Below are 19,039 nucleotides of genomic sequence, written 5' to 3'. Positions count from 1 at the left end.
GGCCACGCGAACACACCGACGGGCCCCGAACTCTCCTGCCCCGCGCTGACGTTCCACGCACGTTTCGCTGACGTTTCGCTGACGCCGTGCGTGCGGCCCCGCCGTGCCGGGGCCGCACCTGCGGCGACGCCCTCCGCGGCCTCAGGCCAGCGACGCCGCGCGAGCGGGGTCGATGGCGTGCTGGAGAGGTTGGTCATGTATAAAGCGTCGGAGTTCGTCGAGCACAAGCTCTCCGAGACGATGACGTTCGGCCCCGAGGGCACCGCCGAGGTGGGGTGTCAGGACCACGTTGGGAAGGGTGAAGAGTGGCGAGTCATGGGCGGGAGGCTCCGGGTGCGTGACGTCGAGTACAGCGGTGAGGTCGGGTCTGGCGCGCAGGACCGCGGCCGCGGCGGTCTCGTCGACGAGCGCGCCACGCGCGGTGTTGATCAGCGTCGCACCCGGCCCCAGGGAGTTCAGCAGCCGGGCCCCGATCGTGCCGCGGGTCTCGGGCAGGAGGGGGGCGTGGAGACTCACGACATGACTGGTGGCGAACAGCTCCTCGATGCCGACGAGCCGGATGCCCGCCCGCCGGGCGGTGTCCGGGGAGGCGATGGGGTCCGTGGCGAGGATCTCGATGTCGAAGCGGCCGAGGTGGGACGCCACGAGACGGCCGATGTGCCCGAGCCCCAGCAGGCCCACGCGTGACCGGTAGGCGCCGGGCACCTGGGGGTTGTGGGGGAAGCGGCGACTGCTCGCCACCTCCCGGGTGATGCGGTGTACCTGCTTCAGCCCGAGGAGGACCTGGGCGAGAGTGAACTCCGCAACCGGGACGGCATTGGCCGCGGCCGCGGAGACGATCGGAATGCCGCGTGCCCAGAACGCGGGTGTGGTCAGGTGCCGTACGGAGCCCGCGGCGACGAGGACCGCCCGCAACCGAGGGGCATGCGACAGGAAGGCGGCATCGAGGACGGGCGCGCCCCAGCCCGTGAGCAGGACATCGACCTCTCGCAGCACGTCGGGGTTCTCGTCGAGCCGCTGGCGCGTGAGAGGTGGACCCTGCACGTGCACGAGACCTTCGATTTCGGCTAGGACCTCACGGGGGTAGACGTCCGCCCTGCGTTCTTCCTCCATGACCAACAGGGCTGTCGGTCTGCGGGCCGGCTCGTTCATGGCGTTACGCTCCTCAGCTCTTCGCTGACAGGCCGTCAGTGAATCGGCCTGTGAACCCTGATCGGGTGCGTGGGGAAATGTCTGACCGGATGTTGAAGATTGGCGCGGCTTGTTCGTTGCCTTGGTCAGTGTGCTTGCAGCACGATACATCGGATGATTGAAATGGCCTCGGATGAAGCTCAGTCGTCCGATGCTTGTCGTCCCGGCGGCTGTCGCGTTGGGACTGCATTGATGCGCGGTCGGCCGATCGTTGCCTCAGGCAGCCGAATTATCGGTCTGTCAGGTGCTTTCGCGAGCTGATCGAACCTCTTGCGGAGGGGTGTCGGTGAGCAGGGGTCGAGTACGGGTGAGTCCTGCGAGGCTCTCGCGGGCCATCGCAAGATTTTTGCATTCATCGGACTATTGACCACGGATTCGGACCCCGTTAGCGTCCCAGCAAGCGCTTTCCAGGCCAGCTGTGATGCGGCGAAAACAGGAGTTGTCATGCAGAGAACGCGGTGGATCGGTGCGGGTGTTCTCGCTTCCGCACTGGTCCTCACCAGCTGTACATCAGGGCCTGCGGGAGTGGATGCCAAGCAGAACTCGAAGGCTCCGCTCGAACTGTGGACCCGGACCACACCGGGCGGACCGGGAGAGCAGGGAGCGGTCAAGCTCGCTGCCGCCTTCGAGAAGGCCACGGGCTTCAAGGTCAAGGTCACGGCGATCTTCGACGACTTCGAGACCAAGCTGCAGCAGCGGGCCGCGCAGAAGAACCTGCCCGACATCGTCATGAACGATGTGACGCAGCTCGGCGCCATGCACAGCCAGGGCCTGCTCCGGGAGATCGACCTGGACAAGATGAAGAACGGCAAGCAGGTCGTCGGCCAGGGGCTGGACTCCGGCAAGAGCGTGGACGGCAAGCAGTTCGGCCTGCCGTACTCCGCGCAGGCGTCCGCGCTGCTCATCCGCAAGGACTGGCGGGAGAAGCTGAAGCTCGAAGTCCCGCAGAGCTGGGACGACTTCGCCGCGATGGCCGAAGCCTTCACCACCAAGGACCCCGACGGCGACGGCAAGAAGAACACGTACGGACTCGCCGCTCCGCTGTCCACCAAGCGCGGATACGCCTCCTGGTACTTCTCCAACTTCCTCTGGGCGGCGGGCGGGGACTTCATCACCGAGGCCGGGGACGGCACGTACAAGCCCGCGATGACCACGAAGGAATCGGTTCAGGCCGTGCAGTGGTTCCGCGACCTCGGCTGCAAGAACAAGGTCATCCAGCCGGGCGCCGTGACCATGGAGACCCCGCCCACGAACGAGACGTTCGAGGCCGGCCGGACCGGCATGTTCGTCGTCGGCCCGTATCTGCTGCCTCGCTTCGACGAGACCCTCGGCAAGGACAAGTACGAGGTCGTGCCGATGCCCAAGGGGCCGAAGGACGCCACCGTGCTCGCCGAGGGCGGGTCCGTCTACCTGATGGCGGGCTCCGAGAACATGGCCGGCCAGGACGCCTTCGCCGACTTCGCGCTCTCCGCCGAGGGCCAGAAGACCGGGATGGAGGGCGACACCGGCTTCACCGTGCAGCTGCCCGTCAACAAGACGGTGGACATCTCCGAGGTCCGTCCCGACCCCCGCTGGAAGACCTACGCCGAGATCTACCGGAACTCCGGTCGCTACGCGCCGTCCATCCCGAACTGGACCCCGGTACGGCAGACCACCGCGGATACCGTCAACGCGCTGATGGCCGACTGCGACCTGGACACCGGGACCAAGCTGAAGGAGCTCGACAAGCAGCTCGCCGACATCCTCAAGGAACAGGGAATCGCCGCGTCATGAGTCTTGACCAGGCGGATCCGGCCGCCCTCCCGGCGGCCGGACCCGCCACCCGGAAAACGGGCCGCGCGGCCACCGGCCGCCGCGGGCACGACCGCCGGGCGGGCCGGTGGTGGACGCCGTGGCTGTTCCTGGCACCGGCACTGCTCCTCTTCCTGTACTTCAAGTTCATCCCCATGGTCAGTGCGCTGACCATGTCCTTCCAGGATGTCCAGCCCTACCTCGGCAACAGGTGGGTCGGCACCGAGAACTACGCCACGGTGCTCCAGTCCGCAGGCTTCCGTGAGGCCGCGTGGCACACCGTCGTCCTCGCCGCCGGGCAGACGGCCGGCTCGATGGCCCTCGGCCTCGTTCTCGCGCTGCTGATGGAAGGCCAGGGCCGCCGGCTGGGATTCGTGCGCTCCGCGGCGTTCCTGCCGGTTGTGGTGCCGATCGCGGTCGTCGCCGAACTGTGGCGGATCATGTACCACCCGACCGCGGACGGCATGCTCAACTCCATCCTCGGCCTGGTGGGGTTCGGCCCCTCGGGATTCATCAACGACCCCGATTCGTCGATGGCCTCCATCATGCTCACCGGCATCTGGCGGGGCGCCCCCTACGACATGATGATCTTCCTCGCCGGCCTCACCAGTGTGGACCGCGGTCTCTACGAGGCGGCGAAGGTCGACGGCGCCTCCAGGCTGCAGCGGGTCTGGCACGTGACAGTGCCCGGACTGCGGTCGGTGTTCTCGATCCTGTTCATCCTCGCCGCGATCCGCGGACTGCGCGTGTTCACCGAGGTGTTCCTGCTCACCAACGGTGGGCCCGACGGCTCCACCGAGGTCGTCATGACCCTGATCTACAAGCTCGGGCTGGAGCAGAACCGACTCGGCGTCGGCGCGGCGGGAGCCGTCCTGCTGTTCATCGCGACGCTGATCCTGACAGTCGTCGTCCACCTGCTGCGACGGAGAGAGAGCAAATGAACGCGCCGACCGAGACCGCGCTGGGCCTGACGGAGAGCAGGAGTCCGGGCGGGCGGATCCTGAAGGCCGTCACCTATCTGCTGGTCCTGATCGTCTTCGCCGGGCCCCTGCTGGCCCTGCTGGTCAGCGCCTTCAGCCAGGTCAAGGACCCGACACAGCTGAGCGTCATTCCCTCCGGCGCCACTCTGGACAACTTCAGGGTCGCCTTCGACCAGGGCGTGCTCGCGTACCTGCTGAACTCGTTCTTCGTGGTCGGCTTCGGGCTGCTGCTCCAGGTGGCCGTCTCCGTCCTCGCCGGATACGCCCTGGCCAGGAAGGTCTTCCCGGGGATGACGCTGGTGCTCGTCGCCATTCTGGCGACGCTGATGCTGCCCGAGGAGATCCTGGCCCTCCCGCTGTCCGTGATCCTCTCCGACCTGCCGGTCGTCCACTTCAACCTCATCGGCACCCTGGCCGGAATGATCGTCCCGCTGGGCGCCTGGGGATTCTCCATCCTCGTGATGACCGAGTTCATGAAGGACGTGCCCCGGGAACTCGAAGAGGCCGCCCGCATCGACGGCGCCGGTGACCTGCGCATCTTCGCCCAGATCATCCTGCCGATGTGCAAGCCCGCACTCGGGGTCATCGGAGTCTTCGGCTTCACCATGATCTGGGACCAGTACCTGCTGCCCCTGCTGGTCTCCACCGACTCCTCCTCGTACACGCTCCCGCTGGCGCTGCGAACCCTGCGGATCGACCCCGCCGTCACTCCCGGAGTGGTGATGGCCGCCTCCCTGCTGGCCCTGCTCCCCTCCGTGATCGTGTTCCTGTTCTTCCAGCGTTCCTTCGTGCACGGCCTGTCCTCCGGAGCCCTGAAGGGCTGACCCGGCCAGCCGCCCGCACGCGAACCCCCGTACGACCAGCCCGCCGACAGCGCCCCGGACACGCCACCGGACGCCGACGACAAGGAACGATGCCCCATGACCCCGAGCGCTGCGACCCCGGCTCCCGCGCCGGCCCCCGACACGACCTGGTTCACCACCGACCGGTTCGGCATGTTCGTCCACTGGGGCCTGTACTCGCTCGCCGCACGGCACGAGTGGGTCAAGAACCGGGAGAAGCTGACCGACGAGCAGTACCAGGTCTACTTCGACCACTTCGACCCCGACCGCTACGACCCGGTCCGGTGGGCCAGGGCGGCCAGGGCGGCGGGCATGCGGTACGTCGTCCTGACCGCCAAGCACCACGACGGCTTCTGCCTGTGGGACAGCGCCCTCACCGAGTACAAGGTCACCAACACCCCGCACGGCCGCGACCTCGTCGGGCCGTTCGTCGAGGCGTGCCGTGCCGAAGGGCTCAAGGTCGGCCTCTACTACTCCCTGATCGACTGGCACCACCCGTCCTTTCCCGTGGACGGCACCCATCCGCAGCGCGACGACGAGGAGTTCAAGGCCGCGGCCGCCGACCGCGACATCCGCGACTACCAGCGCTATCTGCACGGCCAGGTCCGCGAACTGCTGACGTCCTTCGGACGCGTCGACTACTTGTTCTTCGACTTCTCGTACGCGGGCCGCACCTGGTGGGGCGGCAAGGGCCCGGACGACTGGGATTCCCCCAAGCTGCTGGAGATGGTCCGCGAACTCCAGCCGCATGTGCTCGTCAACGACAGGACCGGCCTTCCCGGCGACTTCATCACCCCCGAGCAGTACCAGCCCTCGGGACCCATGACCAAGGACGGCCGGCCCGTGCTGTGGGAGGCGTGCCAGACGCTCAACGGGAGTTGGGGCTACGACCGCGACAACCTGGACCACAAGAGCGCCGACCTGCTGATCCGCATGCTCGTCGACGGGGTGTCCAAGGGCGGCAACCTGCTGCTCAACGTCGGCCCGACCGGCCGCGGCGACCTCGAACCGCGCGCCGTCGCCGTCCTCGGGGAGATCGGCCGGTGGATGGACCTGCACGAGCGCTCGGTCCGCGGCTGCGGCCCGTCCCCGTACACCGCACCCGCCGAATGCCGGTACACCCAGCGCGGCGACCGGCTCTACGTCCACCTGCTCGCCTGGCCGCTGCGCCATCTGCACCTGCCGGGACTCGCCGGCCGGGTGCGCTACGCCCAGTTGCTGAACGACGCCTCGGAGATCGGCCAGGTCCACATCGACCCGGACCGGCCCGCGCAGAACACCGAAATGGGCGGGCAGCCCGCCGGAACGCTCACGCTGGAGATCCCCGTCCAGCGCCCCGACACCCCCGTTCCCGTCATCGAGCTGTACCTGGACACTCCGGCAGACCCGGCCGCCGGCTGAGAAGGTCGCCGGCCGAGAAGGGTCCGGCCCCCGATCCACCACCACACTCACGGAGGCATCATGCAACGCCGCACGTTCCTCATGGGCACCGCGGCAGGGGCGGCGCTGGCCGTCGCCCCCACCGGCGGTCTCCTGACCGCGAGCGCGACGGCGGCCCCGGCCGCCGTCGGTTCGCTGGACGAGCTCCAGGCCGCGATCGACCGGGCACGCCCGGGTGACCGCATCGTCGTGGCCGACGGCAGGTACACCGTCCCGTCGGACCGGCCCCTCACCATCCGGAACAAGCAGGGGACCGAGCGCGCGCCCATCACCATCGTCGCCCGGTCCCGCGGCGGCGTCGTCCTCGACGGCGAACAGAGCTTCGTCCTCGACGCGTCCAGCCACATCACCGTCAGCGGCTTCTCCTTCCGGCAGAGCAGCACCCTGGACATCCCCCCGAACTGCTCGCACATCAGGCTGACCCGCAACGACTTCCGGCTCGCCGACATCGAGGGCCTGCACTGGGTGATGGTGCGTGCGGACGACAGCAAGGTCGACCACAACCACTTCCACGGAAAGTCCACGCTCGGCATCTACCTCGGAATCGAGGGCGCGGGCACGGAGGAGATGGCGCAACGCGTCCATGTGTTCAGGAACTACTTCTCCGACCACACCTTCGCCGGGTCCAACGGCGGAGAGCCCATCAGGCTCGGCGTCAGCCCCCGGGCACTGTCCAGCGCCCACGCCGTCGTGGAGTACAACCTGTTCGAGCGTGCCAACGGCGACCCGGAGGCCATCTCCGTCAAGAGCTCGGACAACATCATCCGGCACAACACCATCCGCGACAGCCTCGGCGGGATCGTCCTGCGGCACGGCAACCGCAACCGGGTGGAGGCCAATCATCTCGTCGCCGGCACGGAAGGCGTGCGGATCTACGGCAACGACCATGTGATCGTCAACAACCACCTCGCCGGTCTGTCCGGCCGGGCCCTGGTGATCGGCAGCGGTTCGGAGCGCGACCATCTGCCGGGCGAGACGCCCGACGAGCGCCGCGGCAACGACGCGCCCGACCGGGTCCTCATCGCGTACAACACCCTTGTGAACAACAAGGGCACACTCTCCGGCGAGAGCCAGCGTCCCCACGAGCCGCGTGATGTGACCGTCGCGGACAACCTGCTCGTCGGGGACTCGGGCGAGCTGGTCGCGATGGCGAACACCGTACGGTTCACCTGGTCCGGCAACATCCTGTGGGGCGCCGCCGCCGACGGCAACATCCCGTCCGGTGGCTACACCCGGGTCGACCCGAAGCTGGTGACGGGCCCGGACGGCGTGGCCCGGCTGTCGGCGGGGAGCCCGGCGATCGGCGCCGGCACGCTCAGGCGGTCACCGGTCACCCACGACATCGACGGGGACCCGCGCGGCCGGACCCGGGACGTGGGCGCCGACGAGTACGCGAAGCGGGCACCCAGACACCGGCCACTGACCCCGGCCGACGTCGGTCCCCAGGCCCGCTGAGCACACGCCCGAGTGGGACAGCCGGTCCGGTTCGCCCCCGGCTGTCCCCGCCATCGATCAGCCGGCACGTCCAGCGCGGGGGCTGTACGGACCGGCCCGTCACGTCCTTGTCGCCACAGGAGGCATCATGCAACGACGCACGTTCCTCAGGGGCACCGCGGTGGCAGCACTCGCCGCCGTGCCCCTCAGCACCTCGATGTCGATCGACGCTTCGGCGGCCGACACACCGGTCAGTACCCTGGCCGCACTCCAGAGCGCGATCAACAGCGCCGCACCCGGCGACCGGATCGTCGTGGCCGACGGCACCTACACCGTCCCGTCGGGCGGCGCGATCAACGTCTCCGGCAAGAACGGCACCAGCGCCGCGCCGATCACCATCGTGTCCAAGACCCGCGGCGGCGTGGTGCTCAAGGGCGAGCGCAGCTTCGTCTTCGCCAATTCGAGCAACATCACCGTCAGCGGCTTCGCCTTCCGGCAGAGCACCACGATGGAGATCCCGGTGAACTGCTCGTCGATCCGGCTGACCCGCAACGACTTCCAGCACGCGGACAGCGGCGACCCGTACTGGCTGGTCGTGCGGGCGAACGACACGAAGATCGACCGGAACCACTTCCACGACAAGACCACCACCGGCATCTTCCTCGTCGTCGACGGCCCCGGCTCGACCGACATGGCCCAGAACATCCACATCTTCCGGAACTACTTCTCCGACCACACCTTCGCCGGGGACAACGGCGGCGAGTCGATCCGCCTCGGCGTCAGCGGACGGGCGCTGTCCGCCGCCCACGCGGTCGTGGAGTACAACCTGTTCGAGCGTGCCAACGGCGACCCCGAGGCCATCTCGGTGAAGTCCTCCGACAACATCATCCGCTACAACACGATCCGCAACAGCCGCGGCGGCATCGTGCTGCGCCACGGCAACCGCTCCAGGGTGGAGGGCAATTACCTGATCGGCGGCAGCGAGGGGGTGCGGCTGTACGGCAACGACCACCTGATCGTCAACAACTACCTCGGCGGACTGTCGAGCCGGGCCCTGGTGGTCGGCAGCGGCACCACCCGCGACCACAACTCGGGCGAGACCCAGGACGAGCGGCGGGGCAATGACGCCTGCGACCGCGCGGTGATCGTCCACAACACCCTGATCGGCAACTCCAGCACGCTCTCGGGCGAGACCCGGACGTATGAGCCCCGGGACGTGGTCATCGCCGACAACCTGCTCGTCGGTGACTCCGGGAGCCTCGTCGCGATGGGGACGACCACCAACTTCACCTGGCAGAGCAACATGGTGTGGGGTGCGGCGTCCAACGGCAATATCCCGTCCGGTGGTTACACCCGGGCCGACCCGAAGCTGGTGACGGGTCAGGACGGCGTCGCCCGGCTGTCGGTGGGAAGTCCGGCGATCGGCGCGGCCACCCTGGGCAGCCCGGCCGTGGCCGATGACATCGACGGCGACTCGCGAGGCAGTACCCGCGACATCGGTGCCGACGAGTACTCGACCGCGCCCGCGCTCCGGCACCCCCTCACGACCGCGGACGTGGGTCCGAACGCATCGTGAGGTGTCAGCCGTGATCCGGTCCGCCCGCCACCGCGGGCGGACCGTTTCGGAACGGCCCGGAAAAGGGCGAGGGAAGAACCGCCGTGAGGCGACCGCAGGGGAGGGATTGCCGTGACAGGCTGGGAGAGCAGTGACCGCGAGGAGCAGAGGCGCAGTGCGGCGGACCGCGCCTCGGGCCCCGTGCCGACCGGGTCGGACACCACCGTGGCCAGGCCGGGGCTGTGCTCGGTCACCTTCCGGCGGCTGCCCGCCGCCGAGGTCGCACGCCGGGCCGCCGAGGCGGGCCTGGAAGTGGTCGAGTGGGGAGCGGACGTGCACGCGCCTCCGGGGGATCCCGACACCGTCCGCGCGGCCCGCGAGGCTTCCGACGACTACGGGCTCACCTGCTGCTCGTACGGCTCCTACTTCCGCGCCACGCGGGGCGAACCGGCCGAGTTCCCCGAGATCGCCCGCGCCGCGGTGCTCCTGGGGGCGCCGCGGGTGCGGGTCTGGGCGGGCGGAGTCGGATCGCTGACCGCGACACCGCAGGAGCGGAGCGGGACCGCCGCCTGCCTGCGGGAGGCGGCCCGGGTCGCCGCGGACCACGGGCTGGAGCTCGCGCTGGAGTTCCACTCCAGGACCCTCACCGACACCGTCGCCTCGACCGTCCGGCTGTTGGACGAGGTGGGCGCGGACAACCTCCGTACCTACTGGCAGCCGCCGCAGGACGCTCCCGACGAGGAGGCGCTGGCGGGGCTCTCCGCGCTCGTCGAGCGGGTCAGCGCGGTGCATGTCTTCTCGTGGTGGCCGGGCAACCGCCGACTGCGGCTGGCGGACCGTGAGGACCTGTGGACCGGGGTCTTCGACCTGCTGAACGAACGACGCGTCCCCCTGGAGGCGCTCCTGGAGTTCGTGCCCGGCGACGACCCCGCGGTGCTGGCGCGCGAGGCCGATACGCTGCGGCGCGTCGCGGCTCGACGATGAGCGGCGCCCGACCCACCACCCCGACGCAAAGGACGGCAGACATGCACATCGCGGACAGGCACATCAAGGAGACGGACACACTCCTGTTCATCGGTGACTCCATCACCGACGCGGGCCGCGACCGTACGGATTCCGCATCGCTCGGCAGCGGATACGTCCACGAGATCGCACAGACCCTGCACGCCAGGGCGGGCGACGGACCCGGCCCCGCCGTCATCAACAAGGGTCTCAACGGCAACCGTGTGTACGACCTCGAAGCCCGCTGGACCACCGACGTCATCGACCACCGGCCCACCGTGGTCACGGTCAAGATCGGCATCAACGACACCTGGCGACGCTACGACCGCGGACTCCTCAGCCCGGTCGACGAGTTCGAGGCATGCCTCGACCGCCTCCTCGCGGACACCGCGCGCCGGCTGTCCGCACGACTGGTCGTCATCACCCCTTTCCTGCTCCCGGTCACCCCGGACCAGAAGGACTGGTTCGAGGACCTGACGCCCCGTACCGACGCCGTCCTTTGTGCCGCGCAGGCCAACGGAGCCCAGGTGGTCCGCGCGGACCTTGCCCTGCTCCGTGCCGCGGAGACGAAGGAGGCCGCGGACCTGGCCCCGGACGGGGTCCACCCGAGTCCCCTCGGCCACAGGATCGTCGCGGATGCCTGGCTCGCCGCGGTGGACTCGCGCCTACTCGGGGAGCAGTAGGGGGAAGTCCACCTGAACGTCGATCGATTCCGCGCGTCCGCCGATCTGCGCCGATCCGCTGATGCGCAGGGTTCGCGCCGGATCGAGCGTCAGCTCGCCGGTGACGTCGCCGTGTTCGTGGAGGTAGAGACCGATGTCGCAAAGGCCGGACATGGTGTCGTCGATCCTTATGACCGCCACGCCACCGGTCCAGGTGGCGGGAACCGCCGTGAGGTAGAGACGTGGCGGATGGACCGCCCAGCCGAACGGGCCCGTGTCCCCCTGCGCGTCAAGGGCCTCGGCGGTCCCCCACACGCCGACCGTCACCAGGCCGTCCGGTGCCGTCCGGACCGACGATTCCGATCGGTCGACGGCGAAGTCCGTGTCGCCCAGGACGAATCTGTCCACGGTGGAGGCCCCAACGGTTGTCGGCTCGAAGCAGTGATCGCGTCCATCGTCGCAGCAGGCCGTGTTCCGGCGTGCGAGGTGTGAACCACGGAAATCCGAGGGGGCTGCGATGCTGCGCCGGGCCGACTTCCGGGGACGGACGGGACGTACGGGGCGGACGGGCCCGGCCGGGACACGCGGGTGACGGCCTGGTTCACCTGCGGCCGCGCGGATTTGGGCTGCACAGCGGCGCGGTCCCACGTCGCGGCGTGAGGCGGGTCACTTTCCGCCGGAAGCAGGGCATGGTTCTCCGGACCCGGGGCAGGCGGCCAGATCGCCGGGGTGTGACCGGCGCAGGACGCACATCCGGAACCGAGAGGCCAAACACGACGTGTCGGCAGCACAACAGACCATCCACGTGGGCGGGGAGTGGCGTTCGGCCGTCTCCGGCGCCACGCGCGACATCATCGACCCCGTCGACGCCGGCGTCTTCGCCGTTGTGGCGGAGGGCGCCGTCGCCGACGCCGATGACGCCGTCGCCGCCGCGCGTGCGGCCTTCGACGACGGTTGCTGGCCGCGTACGCCCGTCGCCGAGCGGGCCGCCCTGCTGCGTCGCGTCGCGGCACTGCTGGAGCGGGACCGGGAGAAGATCGGAGCCCTGGAGAGCCGGGACGCGGGCAAGACCCTCGAAGAGGGGCGTGTCGACGTCGACTGTGTGCGCGACGCCTTCGTCTACTTCGCCGATCTCGTCATGAACGAGAGCGGCGGACGAGTCGTCGACGCCGGGAACGACGAGATCCACAGCGTCGTCGTCCATGAGCCGGTCGGGGTGTGCGCACTCATCACCCCCTGGAACTACCCGCTGCTCCAGGCAAGTTGGAAGATCGCCCCGGCGCTCGCCGCCGGCAACACCTTCGTGATCAAGCCCAGCGAGATCACGCCGCTCACCACCGTGGCGCTGATCGGGCTCCTGATGGAGGCCGGACTGCCCCAGGGCACCGCCAACATCGTCACCGGCGCCGGTGCCACCGTCGGCGCCCGTCTCGCCGAGCACCCGGACGTCGACCTCGTATCGTTCACCGGCGGGCTGGCCAGTGGCACGAAGGTGGCCCGCGCCGCCGCCGACACCGTCAAGAAGGTCGCGCTCGAACTCGGCGGCAAGAACCCCAACGTCGTCTTCGCCGACGCCTGCGCCACCGACGAGGGCTTCGACACCGCCGTCGACCAGGCCCTCAACGCCGCCTTCATCCACAGCGGCCAGGTCTGTTCCGCCGGTTCCCGGCTCATCGTCGAGGAGTCGCTGCGCGAGCGCTTCGTCGCCGAACTGGCCCGTCGCGCCGACAGGATCCGCCTCGGCCGCGGCACCGACCCCGGCGTCGAATGCGGGCCGCTCGTCTCCGCGCAACAGCTCGCGAGGACCGAGGACTTCGTCGCATCCGCCATCGAGGAGGGCGCCGTGCTCCGGGCCGGCGGCGAACGGCCCGACGGCCCCGGCTACTTCTACCGCCCCACCGTCCTGGACCGGTGCGACCGCAGGATGCGCGTCGTCCGCGAGGAGGTCTTCGGCCCCGTCCTGACCGTCGAGACCTTCCGTACGGAGGACGAGGCCGTCACCCTCGCCAACGACACCGAGTACGGGCTCGCGGGCGCCGTATGGACCGCCGACGCGGGCCGCGCCCGGCGCGTCGCCGGGCGCCTGCGCCACGGCACCGTCTGGATCAACGACTTCCACCCCTACCTCCCGCAGGCCGAATGGGGTGGCTTCGGGAAGTCGGGCATCGGCCGTGAGCTGGGCCCGACCGGCCTCGCCGAGTACCGCGAGGCCAAGCACATCTACCAGAACCTCGCTCCGCGCCCCGTGCGCTGGTTCGCGGGCTGAGGCACCGCGCTGAGGCACGGGCGCGACGCACATGCCACACGTGACGCAAGGCGCACGGGCACTGGACGCAACGGACGCAACGGAAGCACTGCACGTGACGGACGCACCGGACGCGACGGCCCCACCGGACGCGACGGATACAGCGTCCGCATCGGACCCGACGGAGCAGAGGGAAACGAGCGCATGACCGACAACCACGTCCACGACTACGTCGTCATCGGCGGCGGCACCGCCGGATCGGTGATCGCCTCCCGGCTCACCGAGAACCCGGACACCACCGTCGCCGTCATCGAGGGCGGCCCCAGCGACGTCGGACGGGACGACGTCCTCACCCTGCGCCGCTGGATGGGGCTCCTCGGCGGTGAACTGGACTACGACTACCCGACGACCGAGCAGCCCCGCGGCAACTCGCACATCCGCCACAGCCGCGCCCGGGTGCTCGGCGGCTGCTCGTCCCACAACACCCTCATCGCCTTCAAGCCCCTGCCGACCGACTGGGACGAGTGGGCCGCCGCGGGCGCCGAGGGCTGGGACGCGGCGTCGATGGACCCGTACTTCGCCAGGCTGCGCAACCACATCGTCCCCGTCGACGAGGCCGACCGGAACGCCATCGCCCGCGACTTCGTCGACGCCGCCCGGATCGCGCTGGACGTACCGCGCGTCGAGGGCTTCAACAGGCAGCCGTTCCACGAGGGTGTCGGCTTCTTCGACCTCGCCTACCACCCGGAGAACAACAAGCGCTCCTCGGCCTCCGTGGCGTATCTGCACCCGTTCCTGGACCGGCCCAACCTCCATATCGCCCTGGAGACCTGGGCGTTCGGGCTGGAGCTCGACGGCACCCGGGCCACCGGTGTGCACGTGCGCACCAAGGACGGCGAGGAGCACGTCGTACGGGCCCGGCGCGAGGTACTCGTGTGCGCGGGCGCCGTGGACACCCCCCGACTGCTGCTGCACTCCGGCATCGGACCCCGCGCCGACCTGGAGAAGCTCGGCATCCCCGTCGTGCACGACCTGCCGGGCGTCGGGGAGAACCTCCTCGACCACCCCGAGTCGGTCATCGTCTGGGAGACCGACGGGCCGATACCGGAGAACTCCGCGATGGACAGCGACGCGGGCCTCTTCGTACGCCGGGACCCGGACGCCGACGGGCCGGACCTGATGTTCCACTTCTACCAGATCCCGTTCACCGACAACCCCGAACGGCTGGGCTATCAGCGGCCCCCGCACGGCGTGTCGATGACCCCCAACATCCCCAAGCCGCGCAGCCGCGGCCGGCTGTACCTGACCAGCGCCGACCCCGGGGTCAAGCCCGCCCTCGACTTCCGGTACTTCACCGACGAGGAGGACTACGACGGCCGCACCCTCGTCGACGGCATCCGCATCGCACGCCGCATCGCGGAGCAGGAACCGCTCGCCGGCTGGCTCAAGCGCGAGGTCTGCCCGGGGCCCGAGGTCACCTCCGACGAGGAGCTCGGCGAGTACGCGCGCAAGGTCGCGCACACCGTCTACCACCCGGCCGGGACCTGCCGGATGGGTGGAGCGGGCGACGAACTCGCCGTCGTGACACCCGATCTGAGGATCCGTGGCCTGGACGGCATCCGGATCGCCGACGCGTCCGTCTTCCCGACCATGACGACCGTCAACCCGATGATCGGCGTGCTGATGGTCGGGGAGAAGTGCGCGGACCTTCTGGGAGGCAATGCCTGATGAACACCGAGCCGCCTGTCTTTTCCGTACGTGAACTGTGGAAGGTCTTCGGCCCGAAGGCCGACCGGGTGCCGGCCGATCCGGCCCTCGCCGCACTCGGCCCCGCCGGACTGCGTGAACACACCGGCTGCACCGCCGCCGTGCGCGACGTGTCCTTCGACGTCCGCAAGGGCGAGGTCTTCGTCGTCATGGGCCTGTCCGGCTCCGGCAAGTCGACGCTCGTGCGCTGCCTGACCCGGCTGATCGAGCCCACGTCCGGCTCGATCGCCATCGACGGCGAGGACGTGCTGTCGATGGACGCGTCACGCCTGCGCGAGCTGCGCCGCCACCGCGCCGCCATGGTCTTCCAGCACTTCGGGCTGCTGCCGCACCGGTCGGTGCTGGACAACGTCGCGTACGGGCTGGAGATCCAGGGGGTCCCGCGCGCCGAACGGCGGCTGCGGGCGGCGGAGTTCGTCACCAAGGTCGGCCTCGAAGGCATGGAACACCGCCGCCCCGCTCAGCTGTCCGGCGGCCAGCAACAGCGGGTGGGGCTGGCCCGCGCACTGGCCGTGGACCCCGAAGTACTGCTGTTCGACGAGCCGTTCAGCGCACTGGACCCGCTGATCAGGCGCGACATGCAGGAGGAGGTCGTACGGTTGCACGGCGAGGAGGGCCGCACGATGGTCTTCATCACGCACGACCTCGGCGAGGCGCTGAAGCTCGGCGACCGGATCGCGCTGATGCGGGACGGCCGGATCGTGCAGCTGGGCACCCCCGAGGAGATCGTGGGCGCCCCCGCGGACGACTACGTACGCGACTTCGTCCGCGATGTGCCGCGTGAACAGGTCATGACGGTGCGCTCGGCGATGCGGCCGGCCGGAGCCGTCGAGACGGACAACGGCCCGGCACTGGCCCCCGACGCGACGGTCCATGAGGCCATCGAAGCGGTCGTCCGCAGCGGCCGGACCGCCCGCGTCGTCGAGAACGGCCGCTGCGTGGGCGTGGTCGGCCATGCGGACCTGCTCGGCGTGGTGGCGGGGTTCGCCCCGCAGCAGGAGGCGGCCTGATGCCCGCGCACACCACCTGGGGACCGCCGGGGCCGCATGCGCCCGTGCCCGCCCGCGCCGCGGACGCGCCGGGGAGGCGGACACGATGAGCACCACCGTCACCACAGCCGCCGCCGAGACGGGCATGCCTCCCGCGCGCGTGCCGCTGAGCGACGCCCTCGCCCGGCACCGTACCGCGATCATCGGGGGCGTCGCCCTCGTCGCACTCCTCCTCGGCGTCGTACTCCTGGGCGGCGGCAGCTGGCCCGCGCGGTTCGCCGTCGACCTGTCCGGACCGCTCGGCGACGCCAGCGACTGGATCATCGACAACCGGGACAGCCACCCGCTCTTCCTGTACTTCTTCGGCCACATCAGCAACGCCGTCGTACTGTCCGTACGCGCCGTCTACCTCGTGCTCCTCGCAGCCGGCTGGGCGGGGGTCACGGCCGCCGCCGGCCTCGTCGCCTGGCGCCTCGCGGGCATCCGCCCGGCGTTCACCGCCGTCGCAGCGTTCGCCGTGTGCGGGCTGCTCGGCATGTGGGTGCCCACCATGCAGACCCTCGCGCTGATGGTGGTCGCCGTCGCCGCGTCCGTTCTGCTCGGGGCGCTGCTCGGGCTCGCCGCCGGGCTGTCCGACCGCGTGCACCGGGCACTGCGCCCGGTGCTCGACACCATGCAGGTGCTGCCCGCGTTCGCGTATCTGCTCCCGGTCGTGCTGGTCTTCGGGATCGGCGTACCGGCCGCGGTCCTCGCCACCGTCGTCTACGCGGCCCCGCCCATGGCCCGGTTGACCGCGCTCGGTCTGCGTGGGGCAGACGCCGGGGTGATGGAGGCCGCGGCCTCGCTCGGCGCGACCGGCCGGCAGCGGCTGCTGACCGCCCGGCTCCCGCTGGCCCGCAAGGAACTGCTGCTCGGGGTCAACCAATCGATCATGATGGCGCTCTCGATGGCCGTGATCGCGTCCGTGATCGGCGCGGGCGGTCTCGGCGACCGCGTGTACCAGGCCCTCGCCTCGGTCGATGTCGGCGCGGCGCTCGCCGCCGGTGTGCCGGTCGTCCTGCTCGCCGTCGTCCTCGACCGTGTCACCGCTGCCGCGGGCGAGCGGATCGGCGCCGCGCCCGCCCGGGGGAGCGGCCTCGGCTGGGCGGTCGCCGCGGCCGGTACGGTCGCCGTCGCGCTCGCCGGCCGCTACGCCGGCCGGCTGTCGTGGCCCGACGCGTGGACCATGGACATCGCGGGTTCCGTCAACCGGGCCGTCGACTGGATGACCGCACACCTGTACTCCGGGGTTCCCGTCATCGGCGGCACCGCCGACTGGGCCGCCCGCTTCACCACCTGGGTCCTCGACCCGGTGCGCGACGGTCTTCAGTGGCTGCCCTGGTGGGCCGTACTGCTCCTGGTGGGGGTCCTCGCCCAGCTCATCGGCACCTGGCGCACCGCGCTGACCGCCGTGCTCGCGATGGCCGCGATCGGGGTGCTCGGGGTGTGGGACCCGGCGCTGGACACCCTCTCGCAGGTGCTGGCCGCGGTCGCCGTCACACTCGTCGCCGGTGTCGCCACCGGCGTCGCCGCGGCCCGCAGCCCCCGCCTGGAGCGGCTGTTGCGGCCCGTGCTCGACGTGTTCCAGACCATGCCGCAGTTCGTGTACCTGATCCCGGTGGTCGCGCTGTTCGGCGTCGGCCGGGCACCCGCCACCGTCGCGGCCGTGGTGTACGCGCTGCCTGCCGTCGTCCGCATCACCACCCAGGGCATGCGCGCCGTGGACCCGGTCGCGATGGAGTCGTCCCGCTCGCTCGGCGCGACGGGCTGGCAGCAACTGCGCCAGGTCCAACTGCCTCTCGCCCGGCCCGCGTTGCTGCTGGCCGTCAATCAGGGTGTGGTCCTCGTCCTCGCCGTCGTCATCATCGGCGGCCTGGTGGGCGGCGGTGCGCTCGGCTACCTCGTGGTGTTCGGGCTGGCCCAGGGCGACCTGGCGACCGGGCTGGTCGCGGGCGCGGCCATCGTATGCCTCGGACTGATGCTGGACCGGGTCACACAGCCGGCCGGAAAGGAGCCCCGGGATGCGTAGGCGCACCATCGCCGCCGCCGCGGCGTTCGGGCTGCTGGCCCTGACGGGCTGCGGCGCGGCGGACATGACCAAGCAGGCGTCCCCGTACGCCGACGCGCACGGCGCCAGGACGGTGACACTGTCGGTCCAGTCGTGGGTGGGTGCGCAGGCCAACGCCGCCGTCGCCCAGTACCTGCTCGAACACGAGCTGGGATACCGCGTCGACACCGTCCGGATCGACGAGGTCCCCGCCTGGGACGCCCTCAGCCAGGGCCGTGTCGACGCGATCCTGGAGGACTGGGGCCACCCGGAGCAGGAGGAGCGCTACGTCGCGGACAAGAAGACGATCGCGCCGGGCGGGGAGCTCGGCGTGACCGGCCACATCGGCTGGTTCGTGCCGAAGTACTTCGCCGACGCGAACCCGGGCGTGACGGACTGGAAGAACCTGAACAAGTACGCCGGCCGGCTCCGCACGGCGGAGAGCGGCGGCAAGGGGCAGCTCCTGGACGGCTCGCCGTCGTACGTCACCAACGACAGGGCGCTGGTGAAGAACCTGGACCTGGACTACCAGGTGGTCTTCTCCGGCTCCGAGGCGGCGCAGATCACGCAGATCAGGCAGTTCGCCAAGGAGAAGAAGCCGTTCCTGACCTACTGGTACAAGCCGCAGTGGCTGTTCGAGCAGGTCCCGATGACGGAGGTGAAACTGCCCGCGTACAAGGAGGGCTGCGACGCCGATCCGAAGAAGGTGGCGTGCGCGTATCCGCACACCCCGCTGCGGAAGTTCCTCAACGCCCGGTTCGCCGACGGGGGCGGCAGGGCCGCCGCGTTCCTGAAGAAGTTCCACTGGACGACACGGGCACAGAACGAGGTGGCGCTGATGATCGCGGACCAGAAGCTGTCGCCCGAGGAGGCCGCGGCACGGTGGGTGCGGAAGAACGAGCCCACATGGCGGGCGTGGCTGCCGAAGTGAGTGTCGGGCTCGGCCCGTTGGTCCGACGGGCGCCCTGGGGGGTGCCGCACCGGACACCGGTGTGGCATCCGCCCCACGGTGGGTTCGGAACTTGGGTGGGTCGGGAACCGGAAGGGGGTTCAGA

Annotated in this window: 15 protein-coding genes; 13 read left to right on the top strand and 2 right to left on the bottom strand. The window is 70.2% G+C overall.

Annotation, left to right across the window (positions count from 1 at the left end; genetic code table 11):
* Window positions 1–141 precede the first annotated feature (141 nt).
* Window positions 142–1,152 carry a hydroxyacid dehydrogenase gene (locus ACFV8T_RS22370; RefSeq protein WP_385330073.1) on the bottom strand — a complete coding sequence of 337 codons (1,011 nt, stop codon included), beginning with the start codon at window positions 1,150–1,152 and terminating at the stop codon, window positions 142–144.
* Window positions 1,153–1,635: 483 nt separating this feature from the next.
* Here ACFV8T_RS22370 and ACFV8T_RS22365 point away from each other — a divergent pair, with 483 nt between their 5' ends.
* From ACFV8T_RS22365 to ACFV8T_RS22330, 8 genes are all read left to right on the top strand, one after another.
* Window positions 1,636–2,964, top strand: coding sequence for an extracellular solute-binding protein (locus ACFV8T_RS22365; RefSeq protein ID WP_385330071.1), 1,329 nt, complete (start codon window positions 1,636–1,638; stop codon window positions 2,962–2,964).
* Window positions 2,961–3,923, top strand: coding sequence for a carbohydrate ABC transporter permease (locus ACFV8T_RS22360; RefSeq protein ID WP_385330069.1), 963 nt, complete (start codon window positions 2,961–2,963; stop codon window positions 3,921–3,923). The genes ACFV8T_RS22365 and ACFV8T_RS22360 overlap by 4 nt, the downstream gene beginning before the upstream one ends.
* Window positions 3,920–4,786 carry a carbohydrate ABC transporter permease gene (locus ACFV8T_RS22355; RefSeq protein ID WP_385330067.1) on the top strand — a complete coding sequence of 289 codons (867 nt, stop codon included), beginning with the start codon at window positions 3,920–3,922 and terminating at the stop codon, window positions 4,784–4,786. Before ACFV8T_RS22360 ends, ACFV8T_RS22355 begins: the two co-directional genes overlap by 4 nt.
* Before the next feature lie 96 nt (window positions 4,787–4,882).
* A complete protein-coding gene (locus tag ACFV8T_RS22350) occupies window positions 4,883–6,205 on the top strand; it encodes an alpha-L-fucosidase (protein ID WP_385330064.1) in 1,323 nt (440 codons plus the stop codon).
* Between the two features lie 60 nt (window positions 6,206–6,265).
* On the top strand, window positions 6,266–7,699 hold the full coding sequence (locus ACFV8T_RS22345; RefSeq protein ID WP_385330061.1) for a polysaccharide lyase 6 family protein: 1,434 nt from the start codon (window positions 6,266–6,268) through the stop codon (window positions 7,697–7,699).
* Between the two features lie 127 nt (window positions 7,700–7,826).
* The gene (locus ACFV8T_RS22340; protein ID WP_385330059.1) at window positions 7,827–9,254 is read left to right on the top strand and encodes a polysaccharide lyase 6 family protein; all 1,428 of its coding nucleotides are present in this window, start codon (window positions 7,827–7,829) and stop codon (window positions 9,252–9,254) included.
* Between the two features lie 111 nt (window positions 9,255–9,365).
* Entirely contained in the window at window positions 9,366–10,217 is an 852-nt protein-coding gene (locus ACFV8T_RS22335) for a sugar phosphate isomerase/epimerase family protein (RefSeq protein WP_385330056.1), read from the top strand.
* Window positions 10,218–10,258: 41 nt separating this feature from the next.
* A complete protein-coding gene (locus tag ACFV8T_RS22330) occupies window positions 10,259–10,918 on the top strand; it encodes an SGNH/GDSL hydrolase family protein (protein ID WP_385330053.1) in 660 nt (219 codons plus the stop codon).
* Here ACFV8T_RS22330 and ACFV8T_RS22325 read toward each other — a convergent pair.
* Window positions 10,901–11,305, bottom strand: coding sequence for a hypothetical protein (locus ACFV8T_RS22325; RefSeq protein ID WP_385330050.1), 405 nt, complete (start codon window positions 11,303–11,305; stop codon window positions 10,901–10,903). The genes ACFV8T_RS22330 and ACFV8T_RS22325 overlap by 18 nt on opposite strands.
* 370 nt (window positions 11,306–11,675) lie before the next feature.
* On the opposite strand from ACFV8T_RS22325, the gene ACFV8T_RS22320 reads away from it, so the two are divergent.
* The 5 genes from ACFV8T_RS22320 to ACFV8T_RS22300 all read left to right on the top strand — a co-directional run bounded on the left by ACFV8T_RS22320 (window position 11,676) and on the right by ACFV8T_RS22300 (window position 18,915).
* Window positions 11,676–13,163, top strand: coding sequence for an aldehyde dehydrogenase family protein (locus tag ACFV8T_RS22320; RefSeq protein WP_385330048.1), 1,488 nt, complete (start codon window positions 11,676–11,678; stop codon window positions 13,161–13,163).
* 183 nt (window positions 13,164–13,346) lie between these two features.
* Entirely contained in the window at window positions 13,347–14,870 is a 1,524-nt protein-coding gene (locus ACFV8T_RS22315; RefSeq protein WP_385330045.1) for a GMC family oxidoreductase, read from the top strand.
* Complete coding sequence (locus ACFV8T_RS22310; RefSeq protein ID WP_385330042.1) at window positions 14,870–15,919, top strand: glycine betaine/L-proline ABC transporter ATP-binding protein; 1,050 nt, start codon at window positions 14,870–14,872, stop codon at window positions 15,917–15,919. Before ACFV8T_RS22315 ends, ACFV8T_RS22310 begins: the two co-directional genes overlap by 1 nt.
* Before the next feature lie 85 nt (window positions 15,920–16,004).
* Window positions 16,005–17,966, top strand: coding sequence for an ABC transporter permease (locus tag ACFV8T_RS22305; protein ID WP_385330039.1), 1,962 nt, complete (start codon window positions 16,005–16,007; stop codon window positions 17,964–17,966).
* On the top strand, window positions 17,959–18,915 hold the full coding sequence (locus ACFV8T_RS22300; protein ID WP_385330036.1) for an ABC transporter substrate-binding protein: 957 nt from the start codon (window positions 17,959–17,961) through the stop codon (window positions 18,913–18,915). The genes ACFV8T_RS22305 and ACFV8T_RS22300 overlap by 8 nt, the downstream gene beginning before the upstream one ends.
* Window positions 18,916–19,039: the final 124 nt, after the last annotated feature.

Origin of the sequence: Streptomyces sp. NPDC059832 (assembly GCF_042731715.1) — a bacterium.
Lineage (GTDB): Bacteria > Actinomycetota > Actinomycetes > Streptomycetales > Streptomycetaceae > Streptomyces.
This window is presented reverse-complemented; position numbering and strand designations above follow the sequence as displayed.